The organism is Moorena sp., assembly GCF_982860115.1.
Window position 1 is genome coordinate 1 of sequence record NZ_CEYLVT010000150.1, and the last position, 18,104, is coordinate 18,104.

12 protein-coding genes are annotated in these 18,104 nt (G+C 44.8%); 4 read left to right on the plus strand and 8 right to left on the minus strand.

Features of this window, described 5'->3' with window-relative positions:
- Positions 1-70 precede the first annotated feature (70 nt).
- A complete protein-coding gene (gene miaB / locus AC4II3_RS22155) occupies positions 71-1,417 on the minus strand; it encodes a tRNA (N6-isopentenyl adenosine(37)-C2)-methylthiotransferase MiaB (RefSeq protein WP_488011193.1) in 1,347 nt (448 codons plus the stop codon).
- A gap of 423 nt (positions 1,418-1,840) precedes the next feature.
- Between miaB and AC4II3_RS22160 the strand changes: the two genes are divergently transcribed.
- Entirely contained in the window at positions 1,841-2,029 is a 189-nt protein-coding gene (locus tag AC4II3_RS22160) for a hypothetical protein (RefSeq protein WP_488011191.1), read from the plus strand.
- Between the two features lie 78 nt (positions 2,030-2,107).
- Here AC4II3_RS22160 and AC4II3_RS22165 read toward each other — a convergent pair whose 3' ends face one another.
- Both AC4II3_RS22165 and gloA read right to left on the minus strand, forming a co-directional pair.
- Positions 2,108-3,532 carry a carotenoid oxygenase family protein gene (locus AC4II3_RS22165; protein ID WP_488011189.1) on the minus strand — a complete coding sequence of 475 codons (1,425 nt, stop codon included), beginning with the start codon at positions 3,530-3,532 and terminating at the stop codon, positions 2,108-2,110.
- A gap of 238 nt (positions 3,533-3,770) precedes the next feature.
- Positions 3,771-4,199: a lactoylglutathione lyase gene (gene gloA / locus AC4II3_RS22170; protein ID WP_293098960.1), complete on the minus strand. Its 429-nt coding sequence runs from the start codon at positions 4,197-4,199 to the stop codon at positions 3,771-3,773.
- Positions 4,200-4,561: 362 nt separating this feature from the next.
- Between gloA and AC4II3_RS22175 the strand changes: the two genes are divergently transcribed.
- Positions 4,562-8,845, plus strand: a complete 4,284-nt coding sequence (locus AC4II3_RS22175) for a HEAT repeat domain-containing protein (RefSeq protein ID WP_488029306.1) — start codon at positions 4,562-4,564, stop codon at positions 8,843-8,845.
- 11 nt (positions 8,846-8,856) lie between these two features.
- On the opposite strand, the gene AC4II3_RS22180 is transcribed toward AC4II3_RS22175, so the two are convergent.
- The 4 genes from AC4II3_RS22180 to AC4II3_RS22195 form a co-directional block, all read right to left on the minus strand.
- Positions 8,857-9,837, minus strand: coding sequence for an RpnC/YadD family protein (locus tag AC4II3_RS22180; RefSeq protein WP_488011181.1), 981 nt, complete (start codon positions 9,835-9,837; stop codon positions 8,857-8,859).
- A 540-nt stretch (positions 9,838-10,377) separates the two neighbouring features.
- Positions 10,378-10,839 carry a D-aminoacyl-tRNA deacylase gene (gene dtd / locus AC4II3_RS22185; protein WP_488011179.1) on the minus strand — a complete coding sequence of 154 codons (462 nt, stop codon included), beginning with the start codon at positions 10,837-10,839 and terminating at the stop codon, positions 10,378-10,380.
- A 315-nt stretch (positions 10,840-11,154) separates the two neighbouring features.
- Complete coding sequence (locus AC4II3_RS22190) at positions 11,155-11,664, minus strand: hypothetical protein (RefSeq protein WP_488011177.1); 510 nt, start codon at positions 11,662-11,664, stop codon at positions 11,155-11,157.
- A gap of 11 nt (positions 11,665-11,675) precedes the next feature.
- On the minus strand, positions 11,676-12,422 hold the full coding sequence (locus AC4II3_RS22195; protein WP_488011175.1) for a hypothetical protein: 747 nt from the start codon (positions 12,420-12,422) through the stop codon (positions 11,676-11,678).
- Positions 12,423-12,943: 521 nt separating this feature from the next.
- Here AC4II3_RS22195 and eno point away from each other — a divergent pair.
- Complete coding sequence (eno, locus tag AC4II3_RS22200; protein WP_488011173.1) at positions 12,944-14,242, plus strand: phosphopyruvate hydratase; 1,299 nt, start codon at positions 12,944-12,946, stop codon at positions 14,240-14,242.
- A 307-nt stretch (positions 14,243-14,549) separates the two neighbouring features.
- Here eno and argC read toward each other — a convergent pair whose 3' ends face one another.
- The gene (gene argC, locus AC4II3_RS22205; protein ID WP_488011197.1) at positions 14,550-15,608 is read right to left on the minus strand and encodes an N-acetyl-gamma-glutamyl-phosphate reductase; all 1,059 of its coding nucleotides are present in this window, start codon (positions 15,606-15,608) and stop codon (positions 14,550-14,552) included.
- A gap of 589 nt (positions 15,609-16,197) precedes the next feature.
- On the opposite strand from argC, the gene ribBA reads away from it, so the two are divergent.
- Positions 16,198-17,877 carry a bifunctional 3,4-dihydroxy-2-butanone-4-phosphate synthase/GTP cyclohydrolase II gene (ribBA, locus tag AC4II3_RS22210; protein ID WP_488011171.1) on the plus strand — a complete coding sequence of 560 codons (1,680 nt, stop codon included), beginning with the start codon at positions 16,198-16,200 and terminating at the stop codon, positions 17,875-17,877.
- Positions 17,878-18,104: the final 227 nt, after the last annotated feature.

Sequence of the window (18,104 nt, forward strand, 5' to 3'; positions counted from 1 at the left end):
GCCCTTGGGTCGCACCGCTCCCGACTCCCGACTCCCGACTCCCGACTCCCGATTCCCTATTCCCTATTCCCTATTCCTCTACTCGCTCACCAGTCAAGCTAAAGGCACGAGCTTCAGTAATTTTAACTAGAACTAGCTCACCTTTGAGGTGATTAATATCCCCAGTGAAGAACGTGAGACGATTTCCTTTGGTTCTGCCCATCACTTGAGTCTTGTCTTTGGGATTCTGGTCTTCCACCAGCACTTCCTCAATCCGTCCCAGATAACGTTGCGATCGCTCAGCTGCTTTTACCGCAACTAGGTGGTTGAGACGTTGAAGGCGATCGCATTTGACCTCCTCAGAGAGCTGATTTTTCCACAATGCTGCTGGTGTGCCAGGACGAGGGGAATAGGCAGCGGTATTGAGCTGGTCAAAGCCAATATCGTCTACTAGTTTTAGGGTATTCTCAAATTGTGCTTCCGTTTCCCCAGGAAAGCCCACAATCGCATCTGCACTAATCGACGCATCGGGCATATAGTCCCGAATGGTATTAATAATGCGGCGATATTTCTGGTGGGTATAGCCCCGTGCCATAGCTTTGAGAATATCGTTATCCCCAGATTGGAAGGGAATGTGAAAATGTTCGCACACTTCCGGCAACTCGTGACAGGCACGGATCAGCCGTTCTGTAAAGTAGCGGGGGTGACTGGTAGCAAAGCGGAGCCGCTCAATCCCCGGTATATTGCTTACATAATACAGTAAATCTGTCAAGGTGTGCTGATGCCGCCCCGATTCAGTCACCCCTGGTAAGTCACGTCCGTAAGCATCAATATTTTGTCCTAATAGGGTGATTTCCTTATAGCCTTGCCGTCCTAACTCCTCCATTTCTGTCCGAATCGCTTCTGGAGTACGGGATTGCTCTAAACCTCGGACATTGGGGACTACACAGTAGCTGCAGCGTTCGTTACACCCATAAATTATATTTACCCAGGCGCTAATGCTGCTGTCCCGTCTTGGTTTAGTGATGTCTTCAACAATATGAATTGGTTCTGTAGCAACTAGCTGGTTGCCATCAAAGACTTGGTCTAGCAAATCCCCTAAACGATTGGCATGTTGCGGTCCCATGACTAAATCAACTTCTGGGACTCGCCGCAGCAGTGCTTCTCCCTCCTGTTGTGCCACACAACCCGCTACTACCAAGGTCAGGTCTGGTTGTTGGTGTTTGCGCTTTGCCTGTCTTCCTAAGTAGGAATAAACCTTTTGCTCAGCATTATCTCGAATAGTGCAGGTGTTGTAGAGAATTAAGTCAGCCTCGTTGGGATTTTCTGACCACTGGAAGCCGATATCTTCTAGGATTCCAGCCATCCGCTCGGAGTCGGCTTTGTTCATCTGGCAGCCAAAGGTGGTGATATGGTAGCGGCGGGGAAATGAGGTCATCTTACGTTAAACAGCTAAGGATTGGATCAGGGGATCTCCTCTAATTATAGATTTGTCAGACCTACTCTTCTTTGTGATCCCTCTGCCAAAGGTCAATTACCCCCCTAGACAAAACCTATAGATAGTTAGCAGCATTTTTCTCTAATCAACATTTTATTAACCAGAAGTTTGGTCTGCTTGCTTTACCTTGCTTGACTCTCTAATCATATCCGTAAATACACCTATTTTAAACATCAAGCTATTTTTATATATCCCTACAATCATCGTTTTTTTTTGAATTCAATTAAGTTACAATAGTTTTTTTTGCTAGTTTTATTAGGTTTAATATTTTTTTATTTAATTTAGTTTTTATTTAAAATTTATGCTGATTGTGCTGGAAAAGTTTTGAAGTAATGAGTAGAAACTTTGAGCAAGGTCACCACAATGGGTTTTCAAAGCTATATCTTGTTATCTACTCTACTAGTTACTGTTGGTATTAATTTTTACCTAGGTGAGTCTAGTTCTCGACAGGGATACCAGTCTGATTCGGTTGACCAGCAATTACTAGCTGTACAGGAGGAAAGTTGTCCTCCTGGAAGCGGACGGCGAGAGACTTCTGATTGTTTAATTTAACGTTAATAATTTAGCTAGATACTGCAGGAATTAATAGCTAAATTTCAGGTAAATTGATCAGGTAAATTGAAAAGACTACTACCTGGTTTTCCACTGACCATGAAAGCTGAAGGGGATAACCTTTGGTAATCCCAGACGACATATCGGTTCTTGATTTAGGGTGTTTCTACTAAATACCATCACTTCACTAGTATCAGAATTTCCGTCATACACAACTGTTAATATCCAACCCTGGTCAGGATTAAGGCTATCTGGTGCATAAACGGGTTCCGAGGGATAGCGATTTTCCCCTAAATCAGCCACAATCAAGGTGCCAGTTTTGTGGTCAAAACATCCAATTGCACCCAATAATTCTTTACTAATATCGACGACTTCGCGATGTACTGATAAATAAGTATGAGGTGAGTATTGTCCTACTAGCTGTTGCGGCACGACAGGAAATTCACAGCTTCTATCGAACAACTGTTGTAACTGCACAACCTGACCAGTGTCAGGATTGAGTCGGGCTTGCCACAGGGTTCCTTTCGCTTCAGTCTTAGTTTGACCAGTGGCAACTTCTTTCAAATACTGATTGGTCTGAAAGTCGGCATAACGGACAAAATCAATCACGATCAAGCCATCTTTCTCCACATAACCATTGCTGAAGTGCCACTGATACCAGGGTTCAGCTTCACGGCGACTGACTACACTAAGGCTGTCACAATCTACGATAATAATTTGGGTTGACTTATTGGGGTGCCACTCCATAGCATCACCATAGCTGCACCAACCCAGAGCTACTTTTAGGAAATTCACTCGCACTGGGGGTACAAAAAATACTAGATACGGCCCTGCCAGAACAAAATCATGGACTAATGGCAAACCCTCTAGCTGTACTGACCCTTGTTTGATAATTTTGCCAGTGGAGTTGCTCTTGTAAATGTTGAGTCTGCTATTAAGTTCAGCCGTCAGTCCAAAGTTGAAAATCTCTCCAGTTTTGGGATCAATCTTGGGATGGGCAGAAAAGCTTGCTCCTTTGCCTAGGCCAGATAAGTCATCAGTGCCTCTGGTTTCTAAGGTTTGCAGGTCTAAGGCATGGGGATGACCACCTTCCCATAGGGCTAACAATTTATCTGGTAATGGTAGCACTGAGGTATTGGCAGCATTTTTAACTGGCTTACTCCAGCGTTTCCAGATTGGTCCTGGTGTTGTCATGCCATAGTTGGGGTACAGTAATTTGCCAGCAGCAGCTTCTGCTTGATAGCCAGAGGTTTGGACGTAGCGATAAACTCCTGTGGCACCACCAGGGGTAAAATGTACTGCTAATATTGCCCCATCACCATCAAACCAATGTCCAACCGCTACACCACCTCGCTGTAACCGTGCAGGACCATTTCTATACAAAGAACCTCGCAACCCTTCTGGGATTTTGCCAGAGATGACCGGCAGGGCTGTGGGCGGAAATTCAGTTGCCGGTTTTGCGATCGCATTCGCCCAGCCTTTTGTTGTAGATGCTTGATTCATCGTTGCTATAGCAGTTTTCAAAGGGAATAGGGAACAGGGAACAGGGAACAGGGAAGAGTGTAGGGAGATAGGGAGATGGGGAGATAGGGAGATAGGGAGATAGGGAGATAGGAAACATTTTTATAGGGTTTCCCATACTTACCAGCTACATTCAATTTTCTTACCCCGATTCCCGATTCCCGACTGCCGATTCCCGATTCCCGATTCCCGATTCCCGATTCCCTACTCCCGATAGTTATTACCCAGCAACTGCTGTCGCTTCTGGTTTCTGGGCAGACTCCTGATCTTTGCGTTGGATCAGTTCAATCTTGTATCCACTCGGGTCTTCCACAAAAGCAATCACTGTTGAACCGTGCTTCATCGGTCCTGGCTCTCGCACTACCTTACCACCAAGAGATTTAATTTGGTCGCAGGTTTGGTAGATATCGTCTACACCAAGGGCAATATGACCGAAAGCATCCCCGATGTTGTACTGATCAACCCCCCAGTTATAGGTTAGTTCAATAACCGTGTTGTCAGATTCATCCCCGTAGCCTACAAATGCTAAGGTAAATTCTCCCCCTGGAAAGTCCTTCTGACGGAGCAGCTTCATGCCTAGGACATCGCAGTAAAACTTGATCGATTCCTCAAGATTGCCGACTCGCAGCATTGTGTGTAGCATTCGCATTAGCTTAGTGTCTCCTCTTGAATCAGTCAATTCGGTTCTATTGTATAGCAGTTGTAAAAGGGAGCAGGGAACAGGGAGTCGGGAATCGGGAGTCGGGAATCGGGAGTCGGGAGTCGGGAAGAAATCCTGTAAGCAATCAGCGGTCAGCAGTCAGCGGTCAGCTTATTTTATTCAAAAGCACTACTAAACCTGGCAGAGTTTAGCAGTTTCTTATGTCTACAATAGAGTTGATTATTCTACAGTTGATGTAGGCTGGGCAGCGCGATCGCATTTTCCCATTTCCGATTCCCGATTCCCGATTCCCGATTCCCGATTCCCGATTCCCTTCAACCAACTAACCTTTAACCCGATTCAACCTTAAGATGGTCACTTGGGATCTCTATCTAGCATCAATCCGTCAACAGTACGACCAATGGTGGCAATTTTATACCCTCACCGATGTCGAAGACCGTAAACGCAAGCAGCAGCAACAGACCCCTGGGCTGTGTAACTTTAATCTAATGGTGCAAACCATTAAGTCGGAGCAGCCACAAACAGACCACAATCAGCAAGAAACTGAGCGCTTACCTGTGCTGGAAGGATTGCGGAAGTATGCTGCTGACCATGTCTTACTGGTCGGACGTGCGGGGTCAGGCAAATCCACAGCCTTAGTGCGATTGTTGGGGGATGAAGGGATACAAGACAAAATTCCGGTGCTGGTGGAACTGCGATATTACCAGACATCGGTGCTGGAGTTAGTACGGAATTTTCTGAAACGCCATGGTGTACTGCTGGACTCCAGCGAGATTGAAAGACTATTGTTTGATGGACAATTCTGGTTACTGATCGATGGCGTCAACGAGCTACCCTCAGAAGCAGCACTCTCGGATTTGACTCAGTTTCGGAGGGATTACCAGAAGCGTACTCCCATGATTTTCACCACTAGGGATTTAGGAGTGGGTGGTGACTTGGGGATTGAAAAGAAGTTGGAAATGCAACCCTTGAGTGCAGCCCAAATAGAGGAGTTTGTCCGAAAGTATTTGCCTCAACAAGGAGAGCAAATGCTTACACAGTTGGGCGATCGCTTACGGGAGCTTGGGGAAACTCCTCTACTATTGATGATGTTATGTTCAATATTTCAAAATAAGGGAGAGATACCGTCCAATCTGGGGTTAGTGTTTCGCGAATTTATCCAGTTCTATTCGGAAAAAATCAAGCAAGATGTTAACGTTTCCGATGAATCAAGAGAATTTTGGCCAGACCTGCTGCAACAGTTAGGGTTTGTAATGACAACAGGGAATAATCCCAAAGAGATTACCGTTGCTATTCCCAAAACAAAAGCCCAGGAAATTATAGCTGACTATCTACGTCATAAGAATTTTACCGATCCTGATGTTCGCGCTAGGACGTGGCTAAAAGACTTACTGAAGCATCACTTGATTCAACAATCAGGAGATTTGATTGAGTTTCGACATCAACTGATCCAAGAATACTATACAGCGGAATATTTATTGAAGCAATTACCAGGTATTAGTGATCAGGACTTGCAACAGAACTATCTCAATTATTTGAAATGGACAGAAACTCTGGTGCTGATGCTGCCATTGGTAGATAATCGAAACCAAGCCCAGCGGATGGTAAGGTTAGGGTTAGATGTGGATTGGCAACTGGGAGCGAGATTAGCAGGAGCAGTAAAACCAGAGTTTCAGGAGCAGACTGTTGGGTTGGTTGCTGGGTTAGAGGTTCCGAAGTTACTTAAGGTTGAGCTGTTGGGAATAACTGAATCAGATAGAGCGATACCTGAGCTAAGTAAATACTTGGATGATGACGACTATGATGTGCGTATTATTGCGGCAGATGCTCTGAGAAAAATTGGCACAGAAGCCACCATATACCCCTTAATTAAATTACTGGATCATGACCACTATGATGTACGTAGGAGTGCGGCATATACTTTGGGAGAAATCGGGACAGAAACCACCATCGACCCCTTAATTAAATTGCTGGATCATGACCACTATGATGTGCGTAGGAGTGCGGCATATGCTCTGGGAAAAATCGGTACACAAGCCACAATTAACCCGTTAATTAAATTGCTGGCTGATGATCACTATTCTGTGCGTAGGAGTGCGGCAGAAGCTCTGGGAAAAATCGGTACACAAGCCACAATTAACCCGTTAATTAAATTGCTGGATGATGACGACTATGATGTACGTAGTATTGTGGCAGAAGCTCTGGTAGAAATCGGTACAGAAGTCACCATAGACCGGTTAATTAAATTGCTGGATGATCCCGACTCTTATGTGCGTAGGAGTGCGGCAGAAGCTTTGGGAAAAATCGGCACAGAAACCACCATTGAGCCCTTAATTAAATTGCTGGATGATGATCACAACTCTTATGTGCGTAGGAGTGCGGCAGAAGCTTTGGGAAAAATCGGCACAGAAGCCACCATATACCCCTTAATTAAATTGCTGGATCATGACCACTATGATGTCCGTAGGAGTGCGGCAGAAGCTCTGGGAAAAATCGGCACAGAAGCCACCATTGAGCCCTTAAGTAAATGCCTGGAGGATCCCGACTCAGATGTGCGTAGTAGTGCGGCATATGCTTTGGGAAAAATCGGCACAGAAGCCACCATATACCCCTTAATTAAATTGCTGGATCATAACCACTATTCTGTGCGTAGGAGTGCGGCATATGCTCTGGGAAAAATTGGCACAGAAGCCACCATCGACCCCTTAATTAAAAAATTGCTGGATGATGACCACTCAGATGTGCGTAGTATTGCGGCATATGCTTTGGGAAAAATCGGCACAGAAGCCACCATATACCCCTTAATTAAATTGCTGGATGATCCCGACTCTTATGTGCGTAGTAGTGCGGCAGAAGCTCTGGGAAAAATCGGCACAAAAGCCACCATCGACCCCTTAATTAAATTGCTGGATGATGATCACAACTCTTATGTGCGTAGTAGTGCGGCAGATGCCTTGGGAAAAATCGGCACAGAAGCCACCATCGACCCCTTAATTAAATTGCTGGATGATGACCACTATTCTGTGCGTAGGAGTGCGGCAGAAGCTCTGGGAAAAATCGGCACAGAAGCTACCATCGACCCCTTAATTAAATTACTAGATGATGACGACTATGATGTCCGTAGTAGTGCAGCAGATGCTCTGGTAAAAATCCGGAGAGAAGTGGCGATAGACCCCTTAATTAAATTGCTGGATCATGACGACTATGATGTCCGTAGGAGTGCGGCAGAAGCTCTGGGAAAAATCGGCACAGAAGCCACCATCGACCCCTTAATTAAATTGCTAGATGATGACGACTATTATGTGCGTAGGAGTGCGGCATATGCTCTGGGAAAAATCGGCACAGAAGCCACCATCGACCCCTTAATTAAATTGCTGGATGATGACCACTATTATCTGCGTAGGATTGCGGCATATGCTCTGGAAAAAATTGGCAAGGAAGCTACTATTTCTAAACTGATTAATCTCCTGAACAACGAAGAATTGGCAGCAACTCATGATGAAGATACTCTTCAGTACACCATCAAAGCTATTAAAGCCATTCAAGAGCGCTACCAAGTCTACAACCCAACCTATCTTCCCAAACCCACTCCCAAACCCAATCCTCCCAAACTGATTGCCACTCAAACTATCTACATCCTCCACCTCTCGGATCTCCACATCAGCAACCCTGAGCAAGCTACCCTTTGGTCAAACCAACTCGCCCAAGACCTCACCCAAGACCTTGAAATTCCTCACCTTGATGGTCTGATCCTCTCCGGTGATATCGCTAATTATTCCACTCCCCAAGAATACCAGGCTGCACAAAAGTTTATCGACAACCTCCGCCTAGACTTTCCCCTAGACCCCAAGCAAATTCTTCTAGTTCCTGGTAACCATGACCTCAATTGGCAACTAGCAGAGGATGCTTATGATTTATGCGATCGCATAAAATACCACGGTGAACTCAAAGACGGTCACTACATCGAAGAAAGTTCACGGGTTATTTGGGTCCGAGATGAGGTTAAATACCAACAACGCTTTGCCCACTTCAGCCAATTCTATCAAGCTATCAAAACTCAACCCTATCCCCTGGAGTATGACCAGCAAGGAATTATCCACCATCTCCCAAACCAAAACTTGCTGATTCTAGGACTAAACTCTGCTTGGAAACTGGATCACCACTTCAGAGCCCGTGCTAGTATTCACTCAGGTGCTCTGAGCAAGGCCATAACCGAGATTCGCCGTAACCCAGACTACGACAACTGCCTGAAAATAGCGGTTTGGCACCATCCCCTCAATAGTGACGGAAGCGATAGGATTACCGACCAAGGATTCATGGAACAACTCGCTGTTGCTGGATTTCGCTTGTTCCTCCACGGGCACATCCACAAAGCCCAAGCCAGCGTTTTCAGTTACGACAAAATCCCAGGTGGGCGCAAACTCGATGGAATTTGTGCTGGCACCTTTGGCGCACCCACCAAAGAACTGGTACCTGGTTATCCCTGGCAATATAATCTACTGACATTTGAAGGTAATCAGCTCACTATCCGGACTCGCCGTCGGGAAAAAGAAAATGGTGCTTGGAAACCTGATTCACGGTGGGGTCAGGGTGCGGGAAAAAGTGCTTTGGATTATTATCCCATTGAGTTGTAGGGAGTAGGGAGTCAGGAGTGATGTTGTGCCAATAGCTGCTCAAATTCCTCAAGGGAGTTACTCTCAAGAGAGTGATCAATCAACTGTTGCAACCCAGAGATATCGTCTATGGCATTAATCGCTGCCACCAATTCCGGTGATACCGATTCAAAACGCTTTTGTAAAATTTTAACTACTGTCCCTTGTAAGCTTTCCCGAGATTCTTGAAGTCCTTGTTGAAGTCCTTGTTCCAGACCCCTTTTCATTGCCCTTTCTTCCACTCGACTAATTAAAGGCATCCGTCTTTCCTCCTGATAACGTTCGAGTTCTTGATTCAGCTCCTGTTCTAACTGTTCCGGTAAAGCCATCATCTGGTCAATACACTGGAATAGCTTCACTATATCGTTTTTACTATAACCTTGTTCAAAAAGTCTCCGAACCAGGTACCACTTCCATCGCTTGCGCTCCATCGGTTGTTTATGGGTGGCTTTGGTTTTTAAATGAGCCATCACCACTACTGCAAAGGGATTGGTACTCGATTCCAACACCTGCCACATTGACTCATAGTTGAGTAATTTAATTATGGGAAATTCTAGACTCAGCCGACAACCTCCCAAGCCATATTCATAGGATGATGGAGACCAAGAAGCATTCTCATCCCCCAATACCGCTAAGCTAATCACAGGTTTTTCGTACAAGTCAAATGCCCTGTAATGATATTGGTACATTCGCTTGGCAAAGGTTGATTCTTTTTGGCTTTGTACCTCTACATGAATCAACACCCAAGTTTCATTTCCACCACAGAGCCACACCTGGAATAATTTATCAGCGATCCGTTTTCCTGACTCAGCCGCACCAACTATCTGCTGTAGCTCTGTATCAAGGGCTTGGGGTGTCTGATTCCAATCAATCAGAGTGTGAACTTCGGGAAAGCAAAACTGCAAAAATGACTCAAAATAGGCTTGTAATGCTTCTTTCCAAGGATTGTCATAGTCAGCTATTGGTTCGCTCATTTCTATCTTTTAATACTACACTAACACTCAAAATTATCTAACCATAAATATATCAATTATATCATTAATTACATAGTAGTAAATGTATAAATTTGTATATAAAAAAATAAGAATATGGATAAATTAATACTAAAATTACTGAAAGCAATCTCTAGGATTTATAAAATAGGTTAAGTACACAATTTTTGAATTTTATGGAAATAGTTCTAGTTCCTGGTAACCATGACCTGAACTGAAAGCAAAAAAGGCTGATCAGTAATGGGATGCGTGAGCATTGAGCCGCTACGCGATTGGCCGTAGGCCACGCTAAAAGCGAACGCAAAAAATACCAAGGTCAAATCGAAGAGAGTTGAAAATAGGGGTTTGGGACGATCCCAGAGCTAATGCTGGATGCGATGGCCTTTCGGCCACGCTACGCGAACGCATTACTGACTTTTGTGCTGGCACCTTTGGCGCAGCACTTAGTCATCTCACTCCCTACACTTCCCACACTTCCTACACTCTCTGTTCCCTGTTCCCTATTCCCTATTCCCTATTCCCTTATCTTACTGATGCTTCTTTCTCTAACAACAGTGTCACAGGACCATCATTTTCTATAGAAACATCCATCATCGCACCAAACTCACCAGTTTCTACCCGCAACCCACTCATCCGTAACTTATCAACAAATAGTTGATATAATGCCCTAGCGTATTCTGGAGCAGCGGACTGACTAAAGGAAGGGCGGCGTCCTTTGCGACAATCTCCGTAAAGGGTAAACTGGCTAACCACCAATAGCTCACCACCTATATCCTGCACCGACTTTTCCCAACGGTCATTACCAGTAGTCTCGTCTGGAAATAGCCTTAATTCTAGACACTTTCGCACCATCCAGTCTAATTCAGCTTCCGTATCAGTATCCGCAATACCGACTAGTAGGTTAAGCCCTCGCCCTATTTTCCCAATAACTTTTCTGTCTACTTGGACTTGAGAGGATTTGACTCGTTGGATGATTACGCGCATAGGTAGCAGTTATCAATTGGCTGAGGTACAAATTTTTGGGTTTTAGGGAACAGGGAACAGGGAACAGGGAACAGAGATAAGATAGCAGGGAATAGATAATTACGAAGTCGGAAGTTGAAAGTCTGAAAACATTATATGTACCTCATTAGGCTATAAAAATCTATAAAAAGCCATTTTTATAAAAATGGCTTTTTATAATCCATAAAAGCTTGAGTTAGTAAGGTTTCAAGCGATGATTTTATAGTAATTTATAATCGCCACACTAGGAGAGCACTTCTTCCCGATTCCCTGTTCCATCTTCAAAACTTCTAATTCCTAAAACCTAATTAACGATAATACCAAAAGAAAGCCAATTTCTAACAGATAAGTAATACAAACGCTACGGTTTAATAAACCATCCCAAAGATAGCCTTGACGTTTGGGAGTATTACTGCGCTTAAAGGTACGACTCCAGCCAGTAAAAATAGCTGGACTGCGCAAATTACACTCCTGAGTCAAAATTTCTTCAATTTGTACCAAACGGGGATAGAAACCACGCTGAAAGTGTTTCCATTGACTTTCTAGAATCCAGAAGAACAGGGGAATAGCACACCCAATCAGGGCGATGCTATTGTCTTTCTCTTTTAAGACCATGCGCACAACCACACCAGTGGCCGTAATCCCCAAGGCTTTAATCACCCAGATTTGTTTGTTGTAATCTTCTACAGTAGTTTGCAGGAAAAAATATTCCTGTTTGAGCAGATTTAGCTCGAATTCTGATTGCTTAGCGTGGTCAACGGCCAATCCCGATGGGGTTTGGGGGTCGATGGGTGATGGGCTAGACATAACGTTAGTGTTCAAGTAGACACAAAGTGTTTCTTGTGCAAAACCTTTTGCATCGCTTTCATCTGAGCTTTGACCTGTTGCAGCTGACTTTCAAGTTGCTGAATATCTTCCGATGGTAATGATACTACTTCAGAATAGGATTTAAGACCAGTATGGGTTTGAGCATTACCCACACCAGGATGCGTTCCCGTAGCGTGGTCTACGGTCAATCCCGTGTACTCACCGGTTTTCGCTGGCACCTTCACCGCAGATTTAGCTACTGGTTGATTTTCTCTCGACCCAGTCTTAGTCACCAGTGGTTTACGGTTTGACTGGAAGCTAGAACTAGTATAGACGGTATAGTTAATTGGCTGCTGTGGCGATGTCTGATTCTTGATCTTATTTTCTAAAGGCTTGTGTTGAGGAAGATGCTGCTGGGATTCTGAAAGCCTAAGTTTTTCTAATAATTCTTCCTTTTTCTGAATTTGTTGTGCTAGATCTGATAGCTGTGACTGAAGTTGAGATGACTGTTGAGCAGACTGTTGCCATCCGGCTATGGCGACACTGGCCATACCAGCTCCTAGGCTAATCACCGTTGCTAAGGTCAGGTAAGGCGTTGCCGCATCTCGCACATTACCGTAGTATAGTTGCTCCTCCTGTACTTTAATGGATAATGGCTGAGCACCGAACCAGCCTACGGGTAAGGTCAGCGCAGCAAATACTGTTGCTGAAATCAATGCTGGCCTAAATACAAATTGCTGAAGTGGGGAGGAAGTCATATAGTATATTATTGCCTTTAACAACCGGTCTGTAAGAGTCCTGAAAACTTAGTCATCTTAACTAGTCTTCCCCTAGCTTATTTAAAATAATTTTAGTTATTTGTGAGCCAACTATAAAATAATTGTGATTATTTTCAGCAATTTTCGTGAGCCATATCACCATTAGTATGGTGGAAACATTTAGGGCGATTATATCAACAATACTCTAGGTATAGAAAACTGTGTACTGTTGATGTTCCAGACCTGAAAGTGGCACACTCTCATTGTAAGCATTAAGTTATCAGCACCCAGTTATCAGCACCAAGGAGTCAGCTTTTCAACCATGGCTCATAACTGATAGCTAATAGCGGATAGCTCACAGCTCCTAAGAGCTGAGATGGCTGACATGATTGATTAACTAGGAGATTGAAAACAAGTAACGTTCTGTTCGCGTAGCGTGGCCAACGGCCAAGGCGTTTCTTATCCTAGGGCGATTTAACGATTAAGGCAGTTGCAATCTTTACAGAATTAGAGGAAAAAGCATGTTGACTAAATCAGAAACTGCAATTGCGGCAATTGATGCCAGAGAGATATTAGATTCTCGTGGACGTCCGACAGTAGAAGCTCAAGTGCGCCTTGTTAGCGGTGCGGTGGGAATTGCCCAAGTTCCCAGTGGTGCTTCTACTGGTACTTTTGAAGCCCATGAACTACGAGATAATGATCCCCGTCGCTACGGTGGTAAAGGGGTACTCAAGGCAGTATCGAATATCAAAGAAAAACTCGCCCCAGACCTATTGGAAAACGATGCTCTCAACCAAATGTTGCTTGACCACAAGATGATTCGTCGGGATGGTTCGGCCAACAAAAAGAATATGGGAGCAAATGCCATCCTAGCTATTTCTCTAGCTACAGCTAAAGCGGCAGCGGCTAGTAAAGGACTACCCCTCTACCGCTACTTAGGTGGACCACTAGCTAATCTACTACCAGTTCCGTTGATGAATGTAATCAACGGTGGTGCTCATGCGGATAATAATGTAGATTTTCAGGAATTCATGATTGTGCCAGTGGGAGCCCAGTCATTTCGAGAGGCTCTGCGCTGGGGAGCTGAGGTTTTTGCCGCCTTGGCTAAGGTATTGAAAGAGAAAAAATTGCTTACCGGTGTGGGAGATGAAGGTGGCTTTGCTCCCAACTTGGGGTCAAATAAAGAAGCGCTAGACTTATTGATTGCCGCTATAGAAACATCTGGGTATAAGCCAGGAGAACAAATCGCTTTAGCGATGGATGTGGCTGCCAGCGAGTTCTACAAAGATGCTCAGTATGTCTATGATGGCGCATCTCACTCACCAGAGGAGTTTGTTAACTATCTAGCTGAGTTGGTGGGGCAATACCCCATTGTTTCTATTGAAGATGGACTCCACGAAGAGGATTGGAGTAATTGGCAGTTACTTACTGAAAAACTAGGTTCCCGCATTCAGTTAGTGGGTGATGACCTATTTGTTACCAATCCCACCAGGCTACAAAAAGGTATTGATGTCGGTGCGGGTAACTCGATCTTGATTAAGCTTAATCAAATTGGTTCCTTGACCGAAACTCTTGAAACCATTGACCTAGCAACTCGCAACGGTTTCCGTTCTGTGATTAGTCACCGTTCTGGGGAAACCGAAGATACTACCATTGCTGATCTAGCCGTTGCTACTCGGGCTGGTCAAATTAAAACAGGTTCACTGTGCCGTAGTGAACGGGTGGCTAAGTATAACCAGTTGCTGCGGATTGAAGATGAATTAGGCGATCGCGCCATTTATGCTGGAACTTGTGGCATGGGACCGCTGTGTCAGGGTTGAAGGTTAGGAGGTTAGGAGGTTGTTCGCGAAGCGTGGCCAATAGGCCAAGGTTAGGAGGTTGAAGGTTAGAGGTTGTTCGCGTTCGCGCAGCGTCGGCTTTGCCGAAAGCGTGGCCAATAGGCCAAGGTTGTTCGCGAAGCGTGGCCAATAGGCCAAGGTTGAACGCGATTGCGTGGCCTTTGGCCAAGGTTGAACGCGATTGCGTGGCCAATAGGCCAAGGTTATTTGGTGGGGAGTGTGGGAGAAATGGTTTTTTCCTATCTCCCCCTACTTCTGGTATCTTATGCACATCCGTCCCACAACCGATTCACGGATAAAAACTCAGTTGAGGCAAGCCTAGGGTTTCATCCCAACCCATCATCAGATTCAAGCACTGTACGGCTTGACCAGCTTGACCTTTGAGCAAGTTGTCGATGACTGACATAACGATAACTCGGTCAGTTCGGGTATCGACTTCTACCCCTATGTAACAAAGATTAGTGCCACAAGCCCACTTGGTTTGGGGATAGGTGCCACTGGGTAACACCCGGACAAAGGGAGAGGCGCGGTAAAAGGCCGTGTAAATGGTGAATAAATCTTCCCTGACTAGTCCCGGATCCTGCAATGTGGCATAAACGGTACCTAGGATTCCCCGTACCATGGGAACGAGGTGGGGTGTAAATTGCACCCTGACTTCATGACTGGCTAAATGACTGCAAATTTGCTCAATTTCTGGGGTATGGCGGTGATGGGTCACGCCATAAGGGGCTAGAGAGCTGTCGGCTTCTGCTAGTAAGAGATTGGTTTTTGCCTTGCGTCCACCCCCAGAGGTACCGGATTTGGCATCGATAATGGCAGTGTCTGGAATAATCAGACCCTGTTTGAGCAGGGGAGCAAGGGCGAGCAGGCTGCTTGTGACGTAGCAACCAGGACAACCGACTAATTGGGCAGAGGAAATGCGATCGCGATACAGTTCCGGTAAACCATAAACAGCAGTAGCAGCGGTTTCTTGGTCGTGGCGCTCTCCACCGTACCAGCTTTTGTAAGTTTCAAGTTTACTAAATCGATAGTCAGCTGAGAGATCGAGAACTTTTAATCCTTTTGATAACAGTGATGGTGCTAGCTTATGGGCTAAACCGTTAGGCAAGGACAGAAAGACTACCTGACAACGGGATACAATAGTATTTATGTCAATAGGCTCAATGGTTAAATTAACACGATGGCCTAGATGAGGGTAAAGCTCGGCAAATCCCTTGCCAGCACTGCTTTCTCCACCCAAATAAACTATATCGACTCCTGGGTGATCCATCAAGAGCCTTACAAGTTGTACGCCACCATAACCAGAAGCACCAATTATGCCTACTGGCAGGCGTTCTAAATCCCCCATCATGTTCCTTTCCTATAGGGTAAGAGCTTTGATATCCTCCCCCACTAAGGGCTAATTCCTAGCTCAGTGGGAGAGTCTCAACCTTGGGGCTGAGTATACACCTGTTTGCGGGACTCTTAACTAGACCAAGAACAAGCTCAGTCCCTGTCAGACCACCTCCACAGGTATTTTGCTCCACTGTCTTGGGGACAGTGGAGCAGTTTTCTACGTCCTGTTTTAGCACTATTTGTGCAGCTGCCACATTTGTGAGTCAACCCAATCACTAAAAAAAATTATCTCTTAGCAAAGGATCGTAAAAACTGACTAAGTTTACCCTAATCCCTCAGTTATTGGCAACATTAATAAATGCCACAATACCAGTTGTGATTTCCCCAATCACAAGGGGCTGACATCGGAACCTGCTTCTGGTGATTAAAAGTGTCCTCTATCACCAAGCCAGCAGCGGAACTTGGATAAACTATACTAGTGAGCAATAAAATTTAACCTTTATTCAAGTGTCAAAATTGTTAAAATATGCTATCATAGCTTTTTTATGGATTTCAATACCATTCTCAAGCCCATTCATTAATTAAACAAAAGCAGCAAACAAGTGGAATCCCCGAAAACTGATGTGTATAAGTTTGATAGCATTGATGATGCTCTGGCAGACCTAAAATCAGGTCAGCCAGTGGTGGTAGTTGATGATGAAAATCGGGAAAACGAAGGAGACCTAATTTGTGCTGCACAATTTGCTACCCCTGACATGATTAATTTCATGGCAGTGGAAGCACGAGGGTTGATTTGTCTGGCGATGACAGGGGAGCGTTTGGATGCTCTAGACCTTCCGCTAATGGTTAGTAACAACACAGACACTAACCAGACAGCGTTTACCGTAAGCATTGATGCAGCACCCCACTTAGGGGTGACGACTGGTATCTCGGCTGAAGACCGTGCTCGTACTATCCAGTTTGCGATTAACCCAGTAACGAAACCCAGTGATTTGCGACGACCTGGTCACATTTTTCCCCTCCGTGCTAGAAAGGGAGGGGTATTGAAACGGGCTGGTCATACGGAAGCAGGGGTTGACTTATCAAGACTGGCAGGTTTATACCCAGCGGGTGTGATCTGTGAAATTCAAAATCCTGATGGCTCCATGGCTCGCTTGCCAGAGTTGATTGAGTATGCCAATAAGCATCAACTCAAAATTATCAGTATTGCTGATTTAATCAGTTACCGCCTCAAACATGACCGCTTTGTTTATCGAGAATCCGTTGCCCAATTCCCCAGTAGTTTTGGGAATTTCCAGATTTACGCTTACCGCAACACCTTAGATCACTCGGAGCATGTTGCCATTGTAAAAGGAAACCCAACTCAGTTCAAAGACCATCAAGTGATGGTGCGGATGCACTCAGAATGTTTAACGGGAGATGCGTTGGGCTCTCTGCGGTGTGACTGTCGAATGCAACTACAAGCGGCTCTGAAAATGATTGAGAATTCCGGTCAGGGAGTTGTGGTTTATTTGCGGCAAGAAGGCCGAGGGATTGGTTTGGTGAATAAGTTGAAAGCCTATTCCTTGCAGGATATGGGACTAGATACCGTAGAAGCAAATGAACGGTTGGGATTCCCGGCTGACTTGCGAGACTATGGCATGGGAGCACAAATTCTCAATGATTTAGGAGTTAAGAAAATTTGCTTGATTACCAATAATCCTCGCAAAATCGCTGGTTTAAAAGGTTATGGATTAGAGGTAGTCGGTAGGCTACCATTGCTGATTGAAGCTAATGACTACAATTCTAGCTATTTGGCAACTAAAGCACAGAAGCTGGGTCATCTGCTATTGCAGACCTATTTAGTTACGGTAGCAATTCATTGGCAAGACCAGCCTCAGCAGGTGACAGAACGTTATGAGCGTTTAGAAAAGCTACGGTCTCTAGCTCATAGCCAGAACTTATTATTGCAGGAGGAGTCACGACCTGTAGCTTCCGCAGTTTTTGAAAAACCTGATTTAATGGTACACTTGGGCTTCGATCAGCCTGAGCTAGCAGCACTAGATTGGTACGAATCTAATCAGCATCCCTATGTTAATGCGATCGCTAATATTTTGGACAGGGTGATTGAATGGCCTGAGCTAAGATGCTTGGAATTTCTAGTGTCTTCTGGACACGATCCACTGACGAGTTTACAAGTACTCTTAGACCGAGAAAAGTTCCCCTTCACGAAGCGACCATCTTCAGTGTGTGAGAATTTAAGAACTCAGAAAATTTATAGTTTTGATCGCTCCAAGGAATAATATCAATTATTGCTTTTACCCCTCAGTTATTACTTATTGGTTAACCCAACACCCATGGTAATGATTTAATCTCTTTTAATTTCTGTGGTTGCTTGATATAGAAGTTGCTTGACATATAAAAAGCCTCTTGCGAATTTACACAAGAGACTTTTTATATTAACTATTATTAAAATAATTATCCTGGCACTGAGCTATTTTAGCAGGCAGCTACCCACCAACTATCTTCG

Bases quoted from the DNA above. Each gene is read 5' to 3' on its own strand.
- dtd (WP_488011179.1), bottom strand. From the start codon at position 10,839: ATGCGCGTAATCATCCAACGAGTCAAATCCTCTCAAGTCCAAGTAGAC.
- AC4II3_RS22175 (WP_488029306.1), top strand. From the start codon at position 4,562: ATGGTCACTTGGGATCTCTATCTAGCATCAATCCGTCAACAGTACGAC.
- AC4II3_RS22180 (WP_488011181.1), bottom strand. From the start codon at position 9,837: ATGAGCGAACCAATAGCTGACTATGACAATCCTTGGAAAGAAGCATTA.
- AC4II3_RS22165 (WP_488011189.1), bottom strand. From the start codon at position 3,532: ATGAATCAAGCATCTACAACAAAAGGCTGGGCGAATGCGATCGCAAAA.
- gloA (WP_293098960.1), bottom strand. From the start codon at position 4,199: ATGCGAATGCTACACACAATGCTGCGAGTCGGCAATCTTGAGGAATCG.
- AC4II3_RS22160 (WP_488011191.1), top strand. From the start codon at position 1,841: ATGGGTTTTCAAAGCTATATCTTGTTATCTACTCTACTAGTTACTGTT.
- AC4II3_RS22190 (WP_488011177.1), bottom strand. From the start codon at position 11,664: ATGTCTAGCCCATCACCCATCGACCCCCAAACCCCATCGGGATTGGCC.
- AC4II3_RS22195 (WP_488011175.1), bottom strand. From the start codon at position 12,422: ATGACTTCCTCCCCACTTCAGCAATTTGTATTTAGGCCAGCATTGATT.
- eno (WP_488011173.1), top strand. From the start codon at position 12,944: ATGTTGACTAAATCAGAAACTGCAATTGCGGCAATTGATGCCAGAGAG.
- miaB (WP_488011193.1), bottom strand. From the start codon at position 1,417: ATGACCTCATTTCCCCGCCGCTACCATATCACCACCTTTGGCTGCCAG.
- argC (WP_488011197.1), bottom strand. From the start codon at position 15,608: ATGGGGGATTTAGAACGCCTGCCAGTAGGCATAATTGGTGCTTCTGGT.